This window comes from Nocardioides sp. REDSEA-S30_B4 (assembly GCF_001627265.1).
Classification (GTDB): domain Bacteria; phylum Actinomycetota; class Actinomycetes; order Propionibacteriales; family Nocardioidaceae; genus Nocardioides.
On sequence record NZ_LUPI01000074.1, the window covers coordinates 19442 to 34570 of the forward strand.

The 15129-nt window shown below is 74.5% G+C and carries 14 protein-coding genes; 10 read left to right on the forward strand and 4 right to left on the reverse strand.

Translation table 11 applies throughout. The features are described 5' to 3' along the window. The first annotated feature begins 103 nt into the window (after positions 1 to 103). Together A6R01_RS13500 and A6R01_RS13505 are read left to right on the forward strand one after the other, a co-directional pair. Positions 104 to 874 (forward strand): helical backbone metal receptor, encoded by a 771-nt coding sequence (locus A6R01_RS13500; RefSeq protein ID WP_292606724.1) that lies wholly within the window; start codon positions 104 to 106, stop codon positions 872 to 874. A 54-nt stretch (positions 875 to 928) separates the two neighbouring features. Next, on the forward strand, positions 929 to 1840 hold the full coding sequence (locus A6R01_RS13505) for a serine/threonine-protein kinase (RefSeq protein WP_292606726.1): 912 nt from the start codon (positions 929 to 931) through the stop codon (positions 1838 to 1840). On the opposite strand, the gene A6R01_RS13510 is transcribed toward A6R01_RS13505, so the two are convergent. Then, positions 1813 to 2085 carry a hypothetical protein gene (locus tag A6R01_RS13510; protein WP_292606728.1) on the reverse strand — a complete coding sequence of 91 codons (273 nt, stop codon included), beginning with the start codon at positions 2083 to 2085 and terminating at the stop codon, positions 1813 to 1815. The two genes, A6R01_RS13505 and A6R01_RS13510, sit on opposite strands and share 28 nt — an antisense overlap. Continuing rightward, a complete protein-coding gene (locus A6R01_RS13515) occupies positions 2082 to 3614 on the reverse strand; it encodes an adenylate/guanylate cyclase domain-containing protein (protein WP_292606730.1) in 1533 nt (510 codons plus the stop codon). The genes A6R01_RS13510 and A6R01_RS13515 overlap by 4 nt, the downstream gene beginning before the upstream one ends. A 170-nt stretch (positions 3615 to 3784) precedes the next feature. Here A6R01_RS13515 and A6R01_RS13520 point away from each other — a divergent pair, with 170 nt between their 5' ends. Next, positions 3785 to 4666: a sigma-70 family RNA polymerase sigma factor gene (locus A6R01_RS13520; RefSeq protein WP_292606732.1), complete on the forward strand. Its 882-nt coding sequence runs from the start codon at positions 3785 to 3787 to the stop codon at positions 4664 to 4666. Between the two features lie 82 nt (positions 4667 to 4748). Here A6R01_RS13520 and A6R01_RS13525 read toward each other — a convergent pair whose 3' ends face one another. Beyond that, positions 4749 to 5033 (reverse strand): hypothetical protein, encoded by a 285-nt coding sequence (locus tag A6R01_RS13525; RefSeq protein ID WP_292606734.1) that lies wholly within the window; start codon positions 5031 to 5033, stop codon positions 4749 to 4751. 164 nt (positions 5034 to 5197) lie between these two features. On the opposite strand from A6R01_RS13525, the gene A6R01_RS13530 reads away from it, so the two are divergent. From A6R01_RS13530 to A6R01_RS13555, 6 genes are all read left to right on the forward strand, one after another. Continuing rightward, positions 5198 to 6139, forward strand: a complete 942-nt coding sequence (locus tag A6R01_RS13530) for a B12-binding domain-containing protein (RefSeq protein ID WP_292606736.1) — start codon at positions 5198 to 5200, stop codon at positions 6137 to 6139. Positions 6140 to 6420: 281 nt separating this feature from the next. After that, positions 6421 to 7071 (forward strand): response regulator transcription factor, encoded by a 651-nt coding sequence (locus A6R01_RS13535; protein ID WP_292606738.1) that lies wholly within the window; start codon positions 6421 to 6423, stop codon positions 7069 to 7071. A gap of 293 nt (positions 7072 to 7364) precedes the next feature. Then, positions 7365 to 8393, forward strand: a complete 1029-nt coding sequence (locus A6R01_RS13540; protein ID WP_292606740.1) for an extracellular solute-binding protein — start codon at positions 7365 to 7367, stop codon at positions 8391 to 8393. Positions 8394 to 8404: 11 nt separating this feature from the next. Beyond that, entirely contained in the window at positions 8405 to 9823 is a 1419-nt protein-coding gene (locus tag A6R01_RS13545) for an iron ABC transporter permease (protein WP_292606742.1), read from the forward strand. Positions 9824 to 9861: 38 nt separating this feature from the next. Then, the gene (locus A6R01_RS13550; RefSeq protein ID WP_292606744.1) at positions 9862 to 10032 is read left to right on the forward strand and encodes a hypothetical protein; all 171 of its coding nucleotides are present in this window, start codon (positions 9862 to 9864) and stop codon (positions 10030 to 10032) included. Positions 10033 to 10043: 11 nt separating this feature from the next. Beyond that, positions 10044 to 11141, forward strand: coding sequence for an ABC transporter ATP-binding protein (locus A6R01_RS13555; protein WP_292606746.1), 1098 nt, complete (start codon positions 10044 to 10046; stop codon positions 11139 to 11141). Between the two features lie 17 nt (positions 11142 to 11158). Here the strand turns inward: A6R01_RS13555 and A6R01_RS13560 are convergent, their stop codons facing one another. Further along, positions 11159 to 13639, reverse strand: a complete 2481-nt coding sequence (locus A6R01_RS13560) for a non-ribosomal peptide synthetase (protein ID WP_292606748.1) — start codon at positions 13637 to 13639, stop codon at positions 11159 to 11161. A gap of 230 nt (positions 13640 to 13869) precedes the next feature. Here A6R01_RS13560 and A6R01_RS13565 point away from each other — a divergent pair, with 230 nt between their 5' ends. Continuing rightward, positions 13870 to 14928, forward strand: coding sequence for a hypothetical protein (locus A6R01_RS13565; protein WP_292606750.1), 1059 nt, complete (start codon positions 13870 to 13872; stop codon positions 14926 to 14928). The last annotated feature ends 201 nt before the right edge of the window (positions 14929 to 15129 follow it).

A 15129-nucleotide genomic window follows, 5' to 3' on the forward strand; every position in this document is an offset into this window, starting at 1 on the left:
CACTCATGCACGGCCGAGCCGTCACCGACGCACGCTCGACAGGTCGCTCGCGCACGGCGGCGTCCGGCCCCGCGTGCGTGAGTGACGTCTGGAGCGTGCGCGGGTGACGGCTCGGCGGGTCGTGTCGCTGGTCCCCTCGATCACCGAGGCGCTGGCCAGCGTGCGCCCCGAGGCCCTGGTGGGGGTCACCGAATGGTGCACCCACCCCGCCGACCTCGAGCAGTACGGCGCCACCCGGGTGCGCGGGACGAAGAACCCCGACCTCGGGGCGATCGAGGCGCTGCGCCCGGACCTGGTGGTCGTCAACCGCGAGGAGAACCGCGAGCTGGACGTCCGGCGGATGCGCGAGCGCGGGCTCACGGTCGAGGTCACCGACATCGAGACCGTCCCGCAGGGGGTCTCCGAGCTGGAGCGTCTGCTGGACCTGCTCGACTGGGAGCGACCCGCGTGGCTGGCCGAGGCGCGGGAGCTGTGGTGCGGGCCGCTGCCGCCGGTCACCCGCCGGGTCGTGGTACCGATCTGGCGCGACCCGTGGATGGTGGTGGGTCCACGCACCTTCACCGCCGACCTCTGCCGCCGGCTGGGCTGGCAGGTGGTCCAGGCCGAGGACACCGACGCCCCGGACCGCTACCCCACCCTCTCCGTCGAGGAGGTCGACGGGTGCGGCGCGGACGCGGTGCTGCTGCCCGACGAGCCCTACGTCTTCACCGCCGACGACGGGCCCGAGTGCTTCCGCACCCCGGTGGAGCTGGTGAGCGGCCGCGCCCTCACGTGGTACGGCCCGTCCCTGGTCGACGCCGCCCGTGATGTGGGCCGTGACGTGGGCCGTGACGTGGGCCGCGTCGCACCTCCTCCCACCCCATCGGGGGGTTAGACCCCGCGGGTCCTGGGGAACCCCTGGAGGGACCGCACGCGAGAGGACCTCCCCATGACCCAGCCGGACATCCCCGAGTCCGCCGGTGACCCCGAGACCGTGGGCCGCTATCGGGTCGAGGACCTCATCGCCCTCGGCGGCACCGCCACCGTCCACCGCGCCCACGACCTCCGCCTGGGGCGCGACGTCGCGCTGAAGCGTCCGCGCACCGGTCAGGGCCAGGCCCAGCACCGGCTGCGCCTCCTCGACGAGGGTCGGCTGCTGGCCCACCTGTCGCACCCCGGGCTGGTCCGGGTCCTCGACGCCGCGTGGGAGGGGCCGGGCGCTCCGTACCTCGCCCTCGAGCTCGTCGACGGCCCCGACCTCGACGCCACCCTCGCGCTGCGCCGCCTCTCCTCCCGCGAGGCGGCCGTCGTCGGCCGCGACCTCGCGTCCGCGTTGGCCTACCTCCACTCCGAGGGCCTGGTCCACCGCGACGTGAAGCCGGCCAACGTCCTGCTCGACAGCAGCGGCCACGCCCGCCTGTGCGACCTGGGGGTGACGCTGCGCGCCGGTGAGCCCGACCCGCACGGCCGCCCCGGCCACACCGTCGGGTCGATCGCCTACCTGACGCCCGAGCAGGTTCTCGGCGTGCCGCTCGGCACCCCCGTCGACATCTACGCGCTCGGCCTGCTGCTGCTCGAGTCGCTCACCGGTCGCCGCGAGTTCGAGGGCGGCGCCGAGGAGGCGGCCTGGGCGCGGGTGCACCGCGGACCCACCATCCCCACGTCCCTCGGCGCCGGCTGGACCGGCCTGCTGGCCTCGATGACCGCGCGCGAGCCGGCGGCACGGCCCTCGGCCCGTGAGGTCGCCGAGCACCTCGAGGCGCTGCTCGCCATGGACGCGGCGTTCACCCCGCTGGAGCGTCCCGCCGGGCGCCACCGCGCCACCCCCCGGGCTCAGGAGCTGGCGGCCACCGTCGCCTGAGGCCCCGCACCCCCGGTGCCGGGCACCCGCGCACGGCCGGCACGGACCGGGCGGCGCGGCAGCTCGAACAGCATGTCGGGGCCCACCCGACGCAGCAGCGCGTGCAGCGCCAGGGCAGCGGTGATGGCCACCGCCGTCAGCAGCACCGGGTACGCCGCCGCCTCGATCGCCGCGAGCCGTCCCGTCCCGATCGGGCTCTGCAGGTGCAGCACCACCCGCACCGACGCCGACGTGTCGCTGGTCACCGCCGGACGAACAGCTCGGTCTCCTCGGTGCGACCGCGCAGCGTGACCCGGTCGTGGGCCCGCCACTGCGCGGCCTCCTGCTCGTCGGCCTCCGCCACGCTCTCGGCGCACGTCAGGACCCGCCCCTCCACGTCCTTCGCGAGCTCGGTCAGGCGTGCCGCGGCGTTCACCGCGTCCCCGATGACGGTGTACTCGAAGCGGGCCCGGGTGCCGACGTTGCCGGCCACGGTCTCCCCCGTGAAGACGCCGACACCGCAGTCGAGGTCGGGGTGCTCGCGGCCGAGGCGCTCGACCATCGCGCGGGCGGCGCGCAGGCCCCGGGTGGCGTGGTCCGGGAGGTCGACGGGTGCCCCGAAGATGGCAAGCACCGCGTCACCCATGAACTTGTTGACCAGGCCGCCCTCCCGGGCGATCTCGTCGACCACCACGTCGAAGAAGCCGTTGAGCAGCTCCACGACCTCGGTCGGCGAGCGATCCGCGGCGATCGTGGTGGAGCCGACCAGGTCGACGAAGAGGACCGTCACGCGCCGGGTCTCCCCGCCGAGCTCCACGTCGCCCGCGGCAGCCGCACGGGCCACCTCCTGGCCGACGTGGCGACCGAAGAGGTCGCGCAGGTGCTCGCGCTCGGCCAGTCCCTCGGCCATGTGGTTGAAGCCGGCCTGCAGCAGCCCGAGCTCGGTCGCGTCGTAGACCGGGACCCGCTGGTCGAGGTCGCCGCGCTGGACGCGTCCCAGGGCCGCCCGGACCGACACCAGCGGCGCCACCACGGCCCGGGCGTTGAGGACGGTCACCAGCAGGCCGAAGACCAGCACCACGGCGGAGATCGCCAGCGCCTCGACGGCCATCCGCTCCGCGGAGACGTCGCCCTGCGCGAGCGCCGAGATCGCGGCGTACCCGAGGCCGACGAGTGGCGCGGCGGTGCCCAGCAACCAGAAGGTCAGCATCCGCCCGCCGACGCCCAGGCCGCGGGGCCGCGACTCGGGGGACCCGGTGAGGGCGCGGGCGGACACCGGACGCAGGAAGAACTCCGCCATCAGGTAGGTCACCGCGCACACGACGGTGCCGCCGATGGCCACGGTCGGCGCCGTGCCGAGGGCACGGGCGGGGGCCAGCCACAGTGCGAGGGTGGTGAACAGCAGCACCCCGCCGAACCACAGCGTGGCCGAGACCGCCGCGAGCTGCAGCGGGACCCGCATCGAGCGGCGCCGGTCCGCGGGCGAAGGCTCTTCCCCCCGCAGTGCCCACCGCAGGCTGCGGAAGGCCACCCGCGTGCCCCACAACACCCCCACGACCAGGGCGAGGCCGACGTAGACCGGGACCGCGATGGCGAGCGCGACCAGCAGGTCGCGCCCACCCCCGGGCTGCGGCACGACGAAGAGGGTGAGGACCACGACCACGCCCGCGCCGATGGCGTGGGTGGCGGTGATGCCGAGGGTCAGGAACACCTGGACCCGGACCCGCAGCCGGCGCAGCGACTGACCCTCCGGGCCGAGCAGCCAGGAGCCGAAGGGTGCACGGGTGCCGGCCACGGCCCGCATTCTGCCCGGTCCGGACCACCTCGGCCCGCGGTTCCCACCCGGGCCCCAAAAGGGTGAGAAGTGTGCAAGGTCTGTAGAGGGTTGCTTAAGGTGATGACACCCCTCGCCGATGGGGGACCCAGACAGCACCCCGCACCACCGCACAGAGAGCGAACGAGGCCATGACCACGAGCCCGCTCGACGACCGCCGCGACGACGCCGGCACCGCCGGCATCGGCGGCACCGCCGGCATCGCCGGCATCGACTTCCCCGAGTCCGGCGACGCGCGCTCGCTGACCGACACCGAGCGTTCGGAGCAGACCACCGCACTGCTGGCCCGCGCCCACGCTCCGGGCGTCAGCGAGACCGAGCGCGAGGCCTGCCTCGAGCGCGTGGTGGAGCTCAACATGCGGGTCGCGGAGGCCGTCGCCCGGCGCTACGCCCGCCGCAGCATCCCGGTGGAGGACCTCACCCAGGTCGCCTACCTCGCCCTGGTCCGCGCCGTCCGGTCCTTCGACCCCTCCCACGAGCGCGACCTGCTCGCCTACGCCGTCCCGTCGATGACCGGCGAGATCCGGCGCCACTTCCGCGACCACTCCTGGACCATCCGGCCGCCGCGCGAGGTGCAGCGGGCCCACACCCGCCTGGTACGCTCCGGCGTCGCCCTCGACCGCGTGGACGACACGTCGGTGACGGCGCTGGCCGCCGAGGTCGAGGAGTCCGTCGAGGTCGTCCGCGAGGCCCTGCTCGCCCGCTCCTGCTTCTCCCTGGTCTCCCTCGACTCACCCGTGGGCGGGGAGTCCGACGGAGAGGCCGGCCCGGTCCGCGACGTCGCCGACCCCGAGACGCAGGAGTCGATGGAGCGCACCGAGGCGCGCCTGCTCGTGCGCCCCCTGCTGGCCACGCTGACGCCGCGCGACCGCGACCTGCTCCGGCTGCGCTTCGGCCAGGAGCTCTCCCAGCGCGAGATCGGGCTGGAGCTCGGGATGAGCCAGATCCAGGTCTCCCGCTGCCTGCAGCGGCTGCTGCTCCAGCTGCGCGGCGCCCTCGCCGACGCGGCGTAGTCGCGCGTCGTCGCCCGCAGGTCAGCAGCGTCGGCGGCTGGACCGCAGAGCGCACGCCGCCGAGCCGCCTCGAGCTCGGGACTCAGCCGAGGTCGGTGTCGTCGCGCCCCATGTCGGCGTCCAGCTCGCGGGTGTCCCACCCGGGCTCGGGGCGCGGCGGGAGGTCGGCGCGTGCGGCCGCCTGGTGCATGCCCACGCGCTCCATCCAGCTCAGGCCGGGCGACCACGCCGAGCGCATCGAGATGCGCCCGTCGGCCTCCATCACCTTCATCAGGACGACCGCCCCCAGGACCAGCTCGCCCTCCTCGGGGCGGTGCTCCACGCCCAGGGAGTCGATCAGCCTGCCGAGAGGCTGCGGGTCCGACATGGCCTCGCCCTTCGTCTGGGGTCAGGTGTGCGATGCTCCGTCACCGAGCATGGTGTGCGGCGGGACGACTTCGGTCGAGTGTACGCCGCTCGTGCAATGTTCGTATAACGTCAAAGGGGTGGTCGTCCCGCCCGACGACCGCTCGACTGGGGGTGTCACCGGGCATGAGCAGCGGACCGGCGCAGCGTTGGCGCATCGGCGTGCTGGCCACCCGCGTGGGAGTCAGCGAGACGCTGCTGCGCGCCTGGGAGGTGCGCTACGGACTCCTCAGCCCCCAGCGCACCCAGGCCGGCTACCGCCTCTACGGGCCCGAGGACGAGCGCCGGGCGATCGCCATGCAGCGCGCCCGCGAGCGCGGCGTCCCGGCGAGCCAGGCGGCCGCGGAGATCCTGGCCAACGAGCGCACCTGGACCGAGGGTCAGGAGGAGGCGGTCGACGGCACCGCGTCAGCCGACGGCTCGCTCGACGTGGTGCGTGCGCTCGCCGAGCTCGAGGCGGCGATGCTCGCCTACGACGTCGGCTCCATGCACGAGGTGCTCGACCGCCTCCTGCGCACCGTGTCGGTCGAGAGCGCCATCCGCGACGTCCTGCTGCCCTTCATGGCCCACGTGGGACGCGGGTGGGAGGCCGGTGACTTCGACGTCGCCGACGAGCACTTCGCCAGCGACCTGGTCCGCGGCCGCCTCGCCGCCCTCGCGGTCGGTCCCGGCACCCGCACCGGCCCGACCGTGCTGCTCGCCTGCCCGCCCGAGGAGTCCCACGACATCGCACTGAAGGCCTTCGAGGTCGTCCTGCAGCGCGCCGGGTGGCGCACCAGGTTCCTGGGGCCCAACAGTCCGCTCGCGTCGGTCGGCGCCGCGATGGACGTGATCGCCCCCGACGTCGTGGTGCTGGCCGGCGCCACCCCGCAGGTCTTCGCCCTCGACGACGACGAGCTCACCGTCGTACGCCGCTTGGCGCAGGCGTCCGCACTCGCGCTGGCCGGCGCCGGGGCGAGCGCCGAGCTCGCCGAGCAGTGGGGCGCCCTGCACCTCGCCGGCGACCCGGTCACCGCCGCGACGCGGCTCGTCGAGCGCGCCCGCGAGCTGACCACCCGCGAGGGCTGACCCAGGGCGACACCGGGGCGGACACCGGGGCCTGCGGACGGTCCGGCCCCGCACCCGGCGACCACACCCGGGGCCCCCGCCGGGCGGGCCACCCGCTCCTGGCCCGGTCGGACCGACCCCTCCCCGCCCGCCCGGACCACCGGCGATGGGCAAGAAGTGGTGCGGTCGGGTCAGCCCGAACGGGTGAGGGGTGATTGAACTCTGCAGCAACGGGATACAGGACTGGTGTGGCCCTCCGGGGCCGCACCCAAGGATTCCGACAAGCACACGAGGTGACGAGCATGAACAACGAGAGGACCCCCCTCACGGCGACCGTGGTCGACGACAACGACCTCGCCGTCGCCGGCCTGGAGTCGCTGCTGGCGACCTACACCGAGCGCGTGCGTCTGGTCGACGTCCGCACCGCACTGGCCCACCCCGAGGAGGTCGACGTCGTCCTCTACGAGCCGATGCAGCAGTCCTCCTTCAGCGCCTCGATGCTGCGCAACCTGCAGACCGCCGCCGAGGCCCAGGCGATCGTCTTCAGCTGGGCGCCGGCCGACCAGCTCCCCGACACCACCAGCCCCTACCTGTCGAAGTCGATGACGGCGGCGCAGCTCGTGGTGGCGCTCGAGGACATCGTGTCCGGCCGCGGCGTGCCCGCACCGCCGGCGCACACCCCCGCCGAGAAGGTCGAGCCCGTCGCCCCGATCCGCACCCCCCAGGCCCCGGCCGGCAGCCGGCTCACCCCGCGTGAGCTGGAGATCCTCACCCTCATCACCCAGGGTCTGACCAACGGTGAGATCGGCGAGGAGCTGGGGCTGTCGATCAACTCGATCAAGACCTACATCCGTCAGGCCTACCGCAAGATCGACGTGGAGCGGCGCACCCAGGCCGTCGCCTGGGGCATGGCCAACGGCCTGCTCCCCGACGCCGAGCCCGTGGCCGTCTGACCAGCCCCACCCGACGTCCTCCCGGTCGCACTGGCATCGGTCGGGAGGACCCCACGGCCAGAGCCCCTGGCGCCACGCCCCCCACGCGGGGTGCGGCGCCAGGGGCTCCGGTCGTTCCCGGGGAGGGGATGGCCCGCGGGATGGGTCGGAGATCGTCGGGGGACGGCTCGGGGGCCGGTCTGCGCGCTGGTCACGACTTCGTGTGCCGCGAAGGGTTGGCTAACCTTCCCCTCGGCCCCCCGCTCGCGACCGAGCGGCCCGGACCGACCCCCGCCGAGACCTGGAGTGACCCGATGCGCCGTCCCCTCGCCCGCACCCTGCCCGCGCTGGCCACGACGCTGCTCGCTCCCCTCGCGCTCTCCGGCTGCGGCCTGCTCGGCGGCGAGGAGGCCGACCTGCAGGTCTACTCCGCACGGCACTACTCCCTGGAGGAGGCGTTCGCGGAGTTCACCGACGAGACCGGCCTGACCGTGGAGTTCCTCTACGGCGACGACGCCGAGCTGCTCGAGCGGCTCAAGGCCGAGGGGGCCGACACCCCCGCCGACGTGTTCATGACCGTCGACGCCGGCATGCTCTGGAACGCCGGCGAGCAGGGCGTGCTGGAGCCCATCGACTCCACGGTCCTCGACGCCGCGGTGCCCGAGGACCTGCGCGACAGCGACGCCGGCTGGTACGGCCTGGCCATGCGTGCGCGGACCGTCGTCTACGACCCCGAGAAGGTCGACCCCTCCGAGCTGGACGCCGAGGACACCTACGCCGCGCTCGGCGACCCGCAGTGGAAGGGTCGCATCTGCATGCGCGACGAGACCGCGTCCTACACCCAGAGCCTCGTCGCGAGCCTGATCGACCTGCACGGCCGCGACCGCGCCCAGGAGATCGTCGAGAGCTGGGTCGCCAACGACGTGCAGATCATGTCCAACGACGTGGAGCTGCTCGAGACCATCGACGCCGGCGGCTGCGAGGTCGGCATCAGCAACCACTACTACCTCGCCCGGCTCCTGGACGAGGACCCCGACCTCGGCGTCGCCCTCTACTGGGCCAGCCAGGACGGCGCCGGCACGCACGTGAACATCTCCGGCGCCGGCGTCGTCGCGGGCACCCCGTCCTCCGCGGAGGCCCAGCAGCTGCTGGAGTGGCTGGCCACCGACGGGCAGAGCGCCTTCGTCGACGGCAACCACGAGCTGCCGGTCAACCCCGAGGTCGAGCCCGAGCCGCTGGTCGCCTCCTTCGGCAGCTTCGAGCGGATGCCGGTCGACGCCTCGGCGTACGGCTCGCTCAACGCCGAGGCCGTCGAGGTCCTCGACGCCGCCGGCTACCGCTGACCCGGGCGACCGTGACCGTCCCCGCCCCCGGCCTGGTCCGTCCGCGGACCCGCCGACGGCTCCTCGCCGCCGGTCGCCCCGGGTGGTCGGCGGCGGTGTTCGTCGCGGCGGCGGTCATCGCCAGCCCGGTCGTCGCCGTGGCGCTGGGCGCGCTGCTCCAGGGCGGGCTGCAGCTGCCCGGCGGGGTGGGCGGCATGGTCGCCACGACGCTGGCGCTCACCGTGCTGGTGGCCCTGGGCACCAGCGTGCTGGGCACCGGCCTGGCCTGGCTGGTCAGCGTCCACGAGTTCCCGGGACGCCGCGTCCTGTCGTGGCTGCTGGTGCTGCCGCTGGCGGTGCCGGCCTACATCCTCGGGTTCGTCTTCCTCTCCACCTTCGACTACGCCGGGCCGGTGCAGAGCGGGCTGCGCAGCGTCCTGGGTGAGGACCTCGGCGCGCTGCCGGTGCGCTCGCTGGGCGGCGCCACGATCGTCCTGGTCCTCACGCTCTACCCCTACGTCTACCTCCTGGTGCGGGCGGCGCTCAGCGACCTCGCCCCGACGGCGTACGACGCCGCGCGCACGCTCGGTGCCTCGCCGGCGCGTGCGTTCCGGACCGTCCTGCTGCCGCTGGCCCGCCCCTCCCTCGCGGCCGGCCTGGCGCTGGTGACGATGGAGGTCCTCACCGACTTCGCGACCGTGCAGTACTTCAACGTCCGCACCGTCTCGGTCGGTGTCTACCTGGTCTGGAAGGGCTCCTTCGACGTCGCCTCCGCGGTCTCGCTGGCCAGCCTCGTCCTGCTCTTCGCGGTGGCCGTGCTGGCCGCCGAGCGCGCCCTGCGCGGGGACGCCCGCTACCACCAGCGGGGCGGCCGTGGCCGGGGCCTGGAGCGGCGACGCCTGATCGGCGGCCAGGCCGTCGCGGCGACCGGCGCCTGCGCGACCGTGGCCGCGCTCGCCTTCGGGCTCCCGGTGCTGCGCCTGGTCACGTGGGCGGCCTCGGCGGCCGCCGAGGAGAACCCCTTCACCGACACCCGCTTCGCCGACCACCTGACCAGCTCGGTGCTGGTCGCGGCGATCGCGGCCGCCACCTGCGTCGTCGTCTCGGTGGTCCTCGCCCACGCGCTGCGTCTCGGGGGCGGCCCGTGGGTCCGCGCCGCGGCGCAGGCCACGACGTTCGGCTACGCGGTGCCCGGCGCCGTGGTCGGCATCGGCGTGCTGGCCCTGTTCTCGGCCGCGGACCGGCTGCTGCAGGCGTTGGGCCGCGAGGACGGCACCGGCATCCTCGTGACCGGGTCGGTGCTGGGCATCCTGCTGGCCTACGTGGTCCGGTTCACCGCTCCGGCGTACCAAGCCGTCGACGCGAGCTTCGCACGCATCCCGCCCACCGTCAGCGCCTCGGCGCTGACCCTGGGCGCCGGGCCCGGCCGGCTGCTCGGCCGGTCGCGCTGACGCTGGTCATCGTCGACGCGGTCAAGGAGCTGCCGCTGGTGCTGCTGCTGCGTCCCTTCGGCTTCACGACGCTCTCGGTGTGGGTCTACGAGCTGGCCTCGGAGAACTTCTGGGAACGGGCCGCACTGCCCGCGCTGCTGATCGTCCTGGTGGCCGTCGTGCCCGTCGCGCTGACCTTCCGCAACCCCGCGACCAGGCACGCGCGATGATGGCTGGCGTCATGAGCACCTCCGAGACCGCCACGCGCGTCGCGACCGAGCCCGCCCTGCGGCTGCGCGGCGCGTCGAAGTCGTACGCCGAGCACGACGCGGTCCGCTCCGTCGACCTCGACATCGCGGCCGGCGAGGTCCTCACGCTCATCGGCCCCTCCGGGTGCGGCAAGTCCACGCTGCTGCGGCTGGCGGCCGGGCTCGAGCGACCCGACGCCGGCACCGTCGAGCTGGGCGGCCGCGAGGTCGCCGGGTCGCGCTGGGTCCCGCCGGAGAAGCGTCGCGTCGGCCTGGTCTTCCAGGACCACGCGCTCTTCCCCCACCTCGACGTCGCGACCAACGTCGCCTTCGGGCTCGACCGTCTCCCCCGCGCCCAGCGCGGCCCCCGTGTCGCCGAGGTGCTCGACCTGGTCGGCCTGGCGCACGTGCGCGACCGCCACCCCCACGAGCTCTCCGGCGGCGAGCAGCAGCGGGTCGCCCTGGCCCGTGCCCTGGCCCCCTGCCCGTCGCTGGTGCTGCTCGACGAGCCGTTCTCCAGCCTCGACGAGAACCTCCGTGCCCAGGTGCGTGCCGACACGCTCGCCGCCATCCGCGCCACCGGCAGCGCGGCGATGGTCGTCACCCACGACCAGACCGAGGCCCTGTCGCTGGGCGACCGGCTGGCGGTGATGCGCGACGGCGTCGTGGAGCAGGTGGGGCACCCGACCGAGGTCTACGAGACGCCGGCCAACCGCTTCGTCGCGACCTTCATGGGCGACGCCGACTTCCTGCCGGCCCACGTCCAGCGCGCACTGCTGACCTGCGAGATCGGCGTCGTCTCGACGGTGCCGGGCTGGGGTGGCAGCGACGTGCACGTCGAGGTCATGCTGCGACCCCACGAGGTCGCGCTGCGCGCGGAGGCGAGCTCGACGGCGGTCGTGGAGCGCGTCGAGTACCACGGCGCCTTCGTCCTCCACGAGGTCCGCCTGGCCTCGGGCCGCACGGTCCGCTCCTGGCAGCAGCACGGGGTCCGCCTCGAGGTCGGCACCGCCGTCGACGTCACCGTCGTCCCCGGCTCCCGGCCCGTCCTGCTCTCCGGCGACACAGCCCTCACCGCCCCGCCGGCCTGACCCTCCCCCGTCCCCGCTCAGGTGGCGGTGCGGGTCCGCAGGCTCGACACGCGCGCCTCCAGCAGGCGCCAGGCGCGCCAGGCGAGGACCCCGACCACCAGCGAGGCGGCGGTGGCCCAGAAGGAGTGGTCGACCTCCAGGTGCGGGTAGACCTGCCAGTGGGTCAGGTAGATCCACAGCGACGCACCGGCCACGCAGGCCAGCGGGGCCACGAGCACGGCCGGCACCGGCGTGCGACGCACCCAGACGAGCGCGAGGGCGGCCAGCACCACCACGGCCGAACGCTGGGCGTCGTCGAAGAAGCCTGGCACCGTGGCGAGCAGCAGGCCGCTGACGACGAGCCGGTGGGTGGTCGTGCCGGCGCGCGCCGCGGCCCAGCCGAGCGCCACCAGCCACCACACGACCTCGGGACGGTGGATGACGGTGCCGCCGTCGCGCAGCAGCACGAGCTCGTAGCGGGTCGCCAGGCCTGCGACCGCGAGCCCGACCGGGAACCAGAACGGGTGCCGCAGGTCGAGCCGGTGCAGGGCCGGCACCGCCAGCAGCGCGGCCAGGGCGAGGAGGCACCAGACCAGGGCCTCGACGAACCAGAAGTACCAGGCGGGCTCGCTCCACCGGGCCGGGCCGACCAGGCTGTTGACCAGCAGCACCGTCGGCAGCGGGTAGGCGCCGGTCACGAGGCTGACGCCGCCGATCCACAGCACCGACGGCACGACCACGCGGGCGACGCTGCGCAGCAGCGCCCGCACCCGCTCGTCGCGCCGGGCCGAGGCCAGAGCGAAGCGGCCGAGGTTGAAGCCGACCAGCACCAGCAGGAAGTGCGCGCCGCCGACGACCGCGAACAGGTCGGCGTGGCTGCCGACGATCGCGACGACGGCCAGCGCGCGCAGCAGCGTGCTGGTCTCCACGGAGCGCCACCAGCGGCGGCGCGGAGCGGCGTCTCGGGCGAGGGTGCCGACCGGGCGCAGGTGCCAGTCGTGCGGCAGCGTGCCGAGGACCCGCTCCAGCCGGACCGACGCCTCGACGTAGGACAGCGAGTCACCGCCGAGCGAGGCGAAGGAGTCGGTGTCGGCGACCGGTCGGCCCAGGACGTCAGCCAGCACGGAGGCAGGGCTGGCTAGGGCAATGGGGGTGTGCGTCGGTGACGTCTCGGCCGTGCGCGAGCGACCTCTCGGCCGTGCGTCAGCGACCTCTCGGCGGGCCAGGGCGGCCACGCGCTGACGGTCGGGCTTGCCGGAGGGCAGCAGCGGCCACTCCTGGAGGGGTACGACGGTGACGGCCGCCTCCGGGAGCCCCGCGAGCCGCGCGGTGTCGCTCACGAGGCGGGCGTGGTCGGCCGATGCGGAGGTGGTCCCCACGGCCAGGCGGTCACCGGCGTCGGCGACGAGCGCCTCCACTCCGAGGTCGGCGAGGCCGGCCTCGACGCGGTCCAGGTCGACCCGCAGGCCCAGCACCTTCGCGAACCGCGAGAGCCGGCCCACGACCCGCCACAGGCCGTCGGGGTCCTGCACGCCGAGGTCGCCGGTGCGCAGCTCGGCCAGGTCGTGGCCACGCGCCAGGTCGGCCCGCTCCTCGGCGTACCCCATCATCACGTTGGGCCCGGAGTAGACGAGCTCGCCGACGCACTCGGGGCGCTCGGCGGCGAGGTGGGCCGGCAGGTAGGCCATCCGTGCGGTGGCCTCGGTCTGGCCGTACATCACGTAGAGGTCGAAGCCGCCGCGCTCGCCGCGCTGGGCCCAGCTGCGCACGGTGTCGGGGGCCATCCGCCCGCCGGCTTGGGTCAGCAATCGCAGTGACGTGTGCCGTCCACGCGCCAGCGCGTCTGCGCGGCCGGAGGCCTCGAGCATCTCGAAGCTGTGCGGGACCCCCGCCAGGCTCGTGACGCCGTGCGCGTCGACGGCGTCCCAGAAGCAGGGGTCGACCACGGCGGTGCGGGTCAGCACGACCGCAGCGCCCGTGACGAGGTGGGAGTGCAGGACCGAGAGGCCGTAGCAGTAGTGCAGCGGCAGGGCGGTGATCCCGACGTCGTCGGGGCGCAGCCCGAGGTAGTCGGCGATGGCGGCGGCGTTGGCGTCCACGGCCCGGGCCGAGAGCCGGACCAGGCGCGGGCTGCCGGTGCTGCCGGAGGTCGACATCAGCAGGGCCAGGTCGGGGTGCGGGGCCGGGGAGCCCGGTCGTGCACCGAAGCGCGCCTCGAGCTGCTCGCGGGCCCCGGGCGCAGCGTCGGGGTCGGTGAGCAGCACCGGACGGCCGGCGGCGAGGCAGGCCAGGTAGGTGACGACGTCCTCCAGGCACGGCCGCACCGGCAGGACCAGCGGCTCCGCGACGTGCAGCGCGTGCCGCTCGGTGGCGGCGTCGACCAGCCTCGCGAGCGCGGCGTACGACGTCACCCCGGTGTCCTCGACCAGGGCCGGCCGCTCCCCGTGGCGCGCGAGGTCCTGGGCGAGGCGCACGCCTCGACGGGCAGGGGCCAGCGGCCGGAGGGGGGTGAGGGTCACCTCACCAGGCTAAGGGGAGCCTCACCTTCGCGACGAGTCGTCTCGCTCACAGGAGGAGCACAGCGGCGGGCCGCGGCACCGGCCGGCGGGCTGGACCACCCCGTCCTCCGATCGGACATTTCTTCACGTATTCCGAACGCGCGGTGCCGCGGGGCGCCATGCTGAGGCTCCGCGGTCTGGGAGGGCCGCGGGTCATCTACATGGGAGGACGTTTCACCATGCATTCACGCATGCTCCGGCACCGGGTCGTCACCGGCGCCGTCACCCTGGCCCTCGCCCTCGGCGGCGTGGCCATCACGGGCGGCAGCGCCCAGGCCGCGGGCGCCTCGGCGGACCGCGCGTCCACGTCCGAGTGCCAGCAGGCCCGCAAGGACCTGAGCAAGGCCAAGAAGAAGCTCCGCAAGGCCAAGCGGTCCGGCGAGTCGGCGAAGGTGCGCAAGGCCAAGAAGCGCGTCAAGGCCAAGAAGTCCGCCAAGTCCCGCGCCTGCGCCGCACCCGCGCCGGTCACCGAGGAGTCGGTGCTCGAGCAGGTCCAGCAGGGCCAGCTCAGCCTCGACGGGCTGGACCTGAACGCGCTCACCGGTGCACTCCCGCCCGAGCTGGCGGCCGCGCTCGCCCAGCTGGTCGCCCAGCTCGAGGGAGCCCTCGACGGCATCGGTGCCGGCGTCCCCGGAGCCGACACCGCCGAGCTCGAGGCACTGGCGGCGGCGCTGCAGGCGATGGACGTCCAGGGCGTCGTGTCGGCGCTCCAGGGCCTGCTCGGCCAGCTCACCGAGATCGGCGGTGGCCCCGAGGCCATGGCCACGCTCATCGAGCTGCTCCAGGGCGGCCTGCCCGGCGGGGCCTCCCTGCCCATCGACGGGCTCACGGACCTGCAGTCGCTGCTCGGACAGCTGGCCGGTCAGCTCGGCGGCCTCGGTGGCGGCTTCGACCCGGTCACCGCGCCGGCGCAGGTCCAGGCGGCCATCGCCCAGCTCATCGCGACCCTGCAGGATCTCGCGGGGAACGTCGGCGGTGACTCCGCGCCGGGTCTCGGCGCGCTGACCGAGCTGGTGGACCAGCTCGGCGCACTCGGTGCGCTCGTCCCGGGTGGCGTGGGCTCGGCCGACGTGCTCGCCGAGGTGCTGGGGACGATGCTGGGCTTCCTGCCCGCCGGCGCCGACCCGCTGCAGACCCTCACCGACATCCTGTCCGGTGGCGGCCTCGCGGGCGTCCTGGACCTGCTCGGCCTGGGCGGCCTCCTCGGTGGCCTCCTCGGCGGGGGCCTGCTGGGCACCCCGGCGGCCTGACCCGTCGGTCCGACGTACGACGCAGAGAGCCGCGGTCCCCGCTCGGGGGCCGCGGCTCTTCGCGTGTGGCGGGATACTCCGCACGAGATCTCACCCTCAGCTCGACGCGGATTCATATGGTCTAAGCAACGCTTCCTGAAGGAGTGTTGATGACCAAGCCGTTCCCGCGTGCTGCGCGTGAGGCATTGATCGACTTGATCT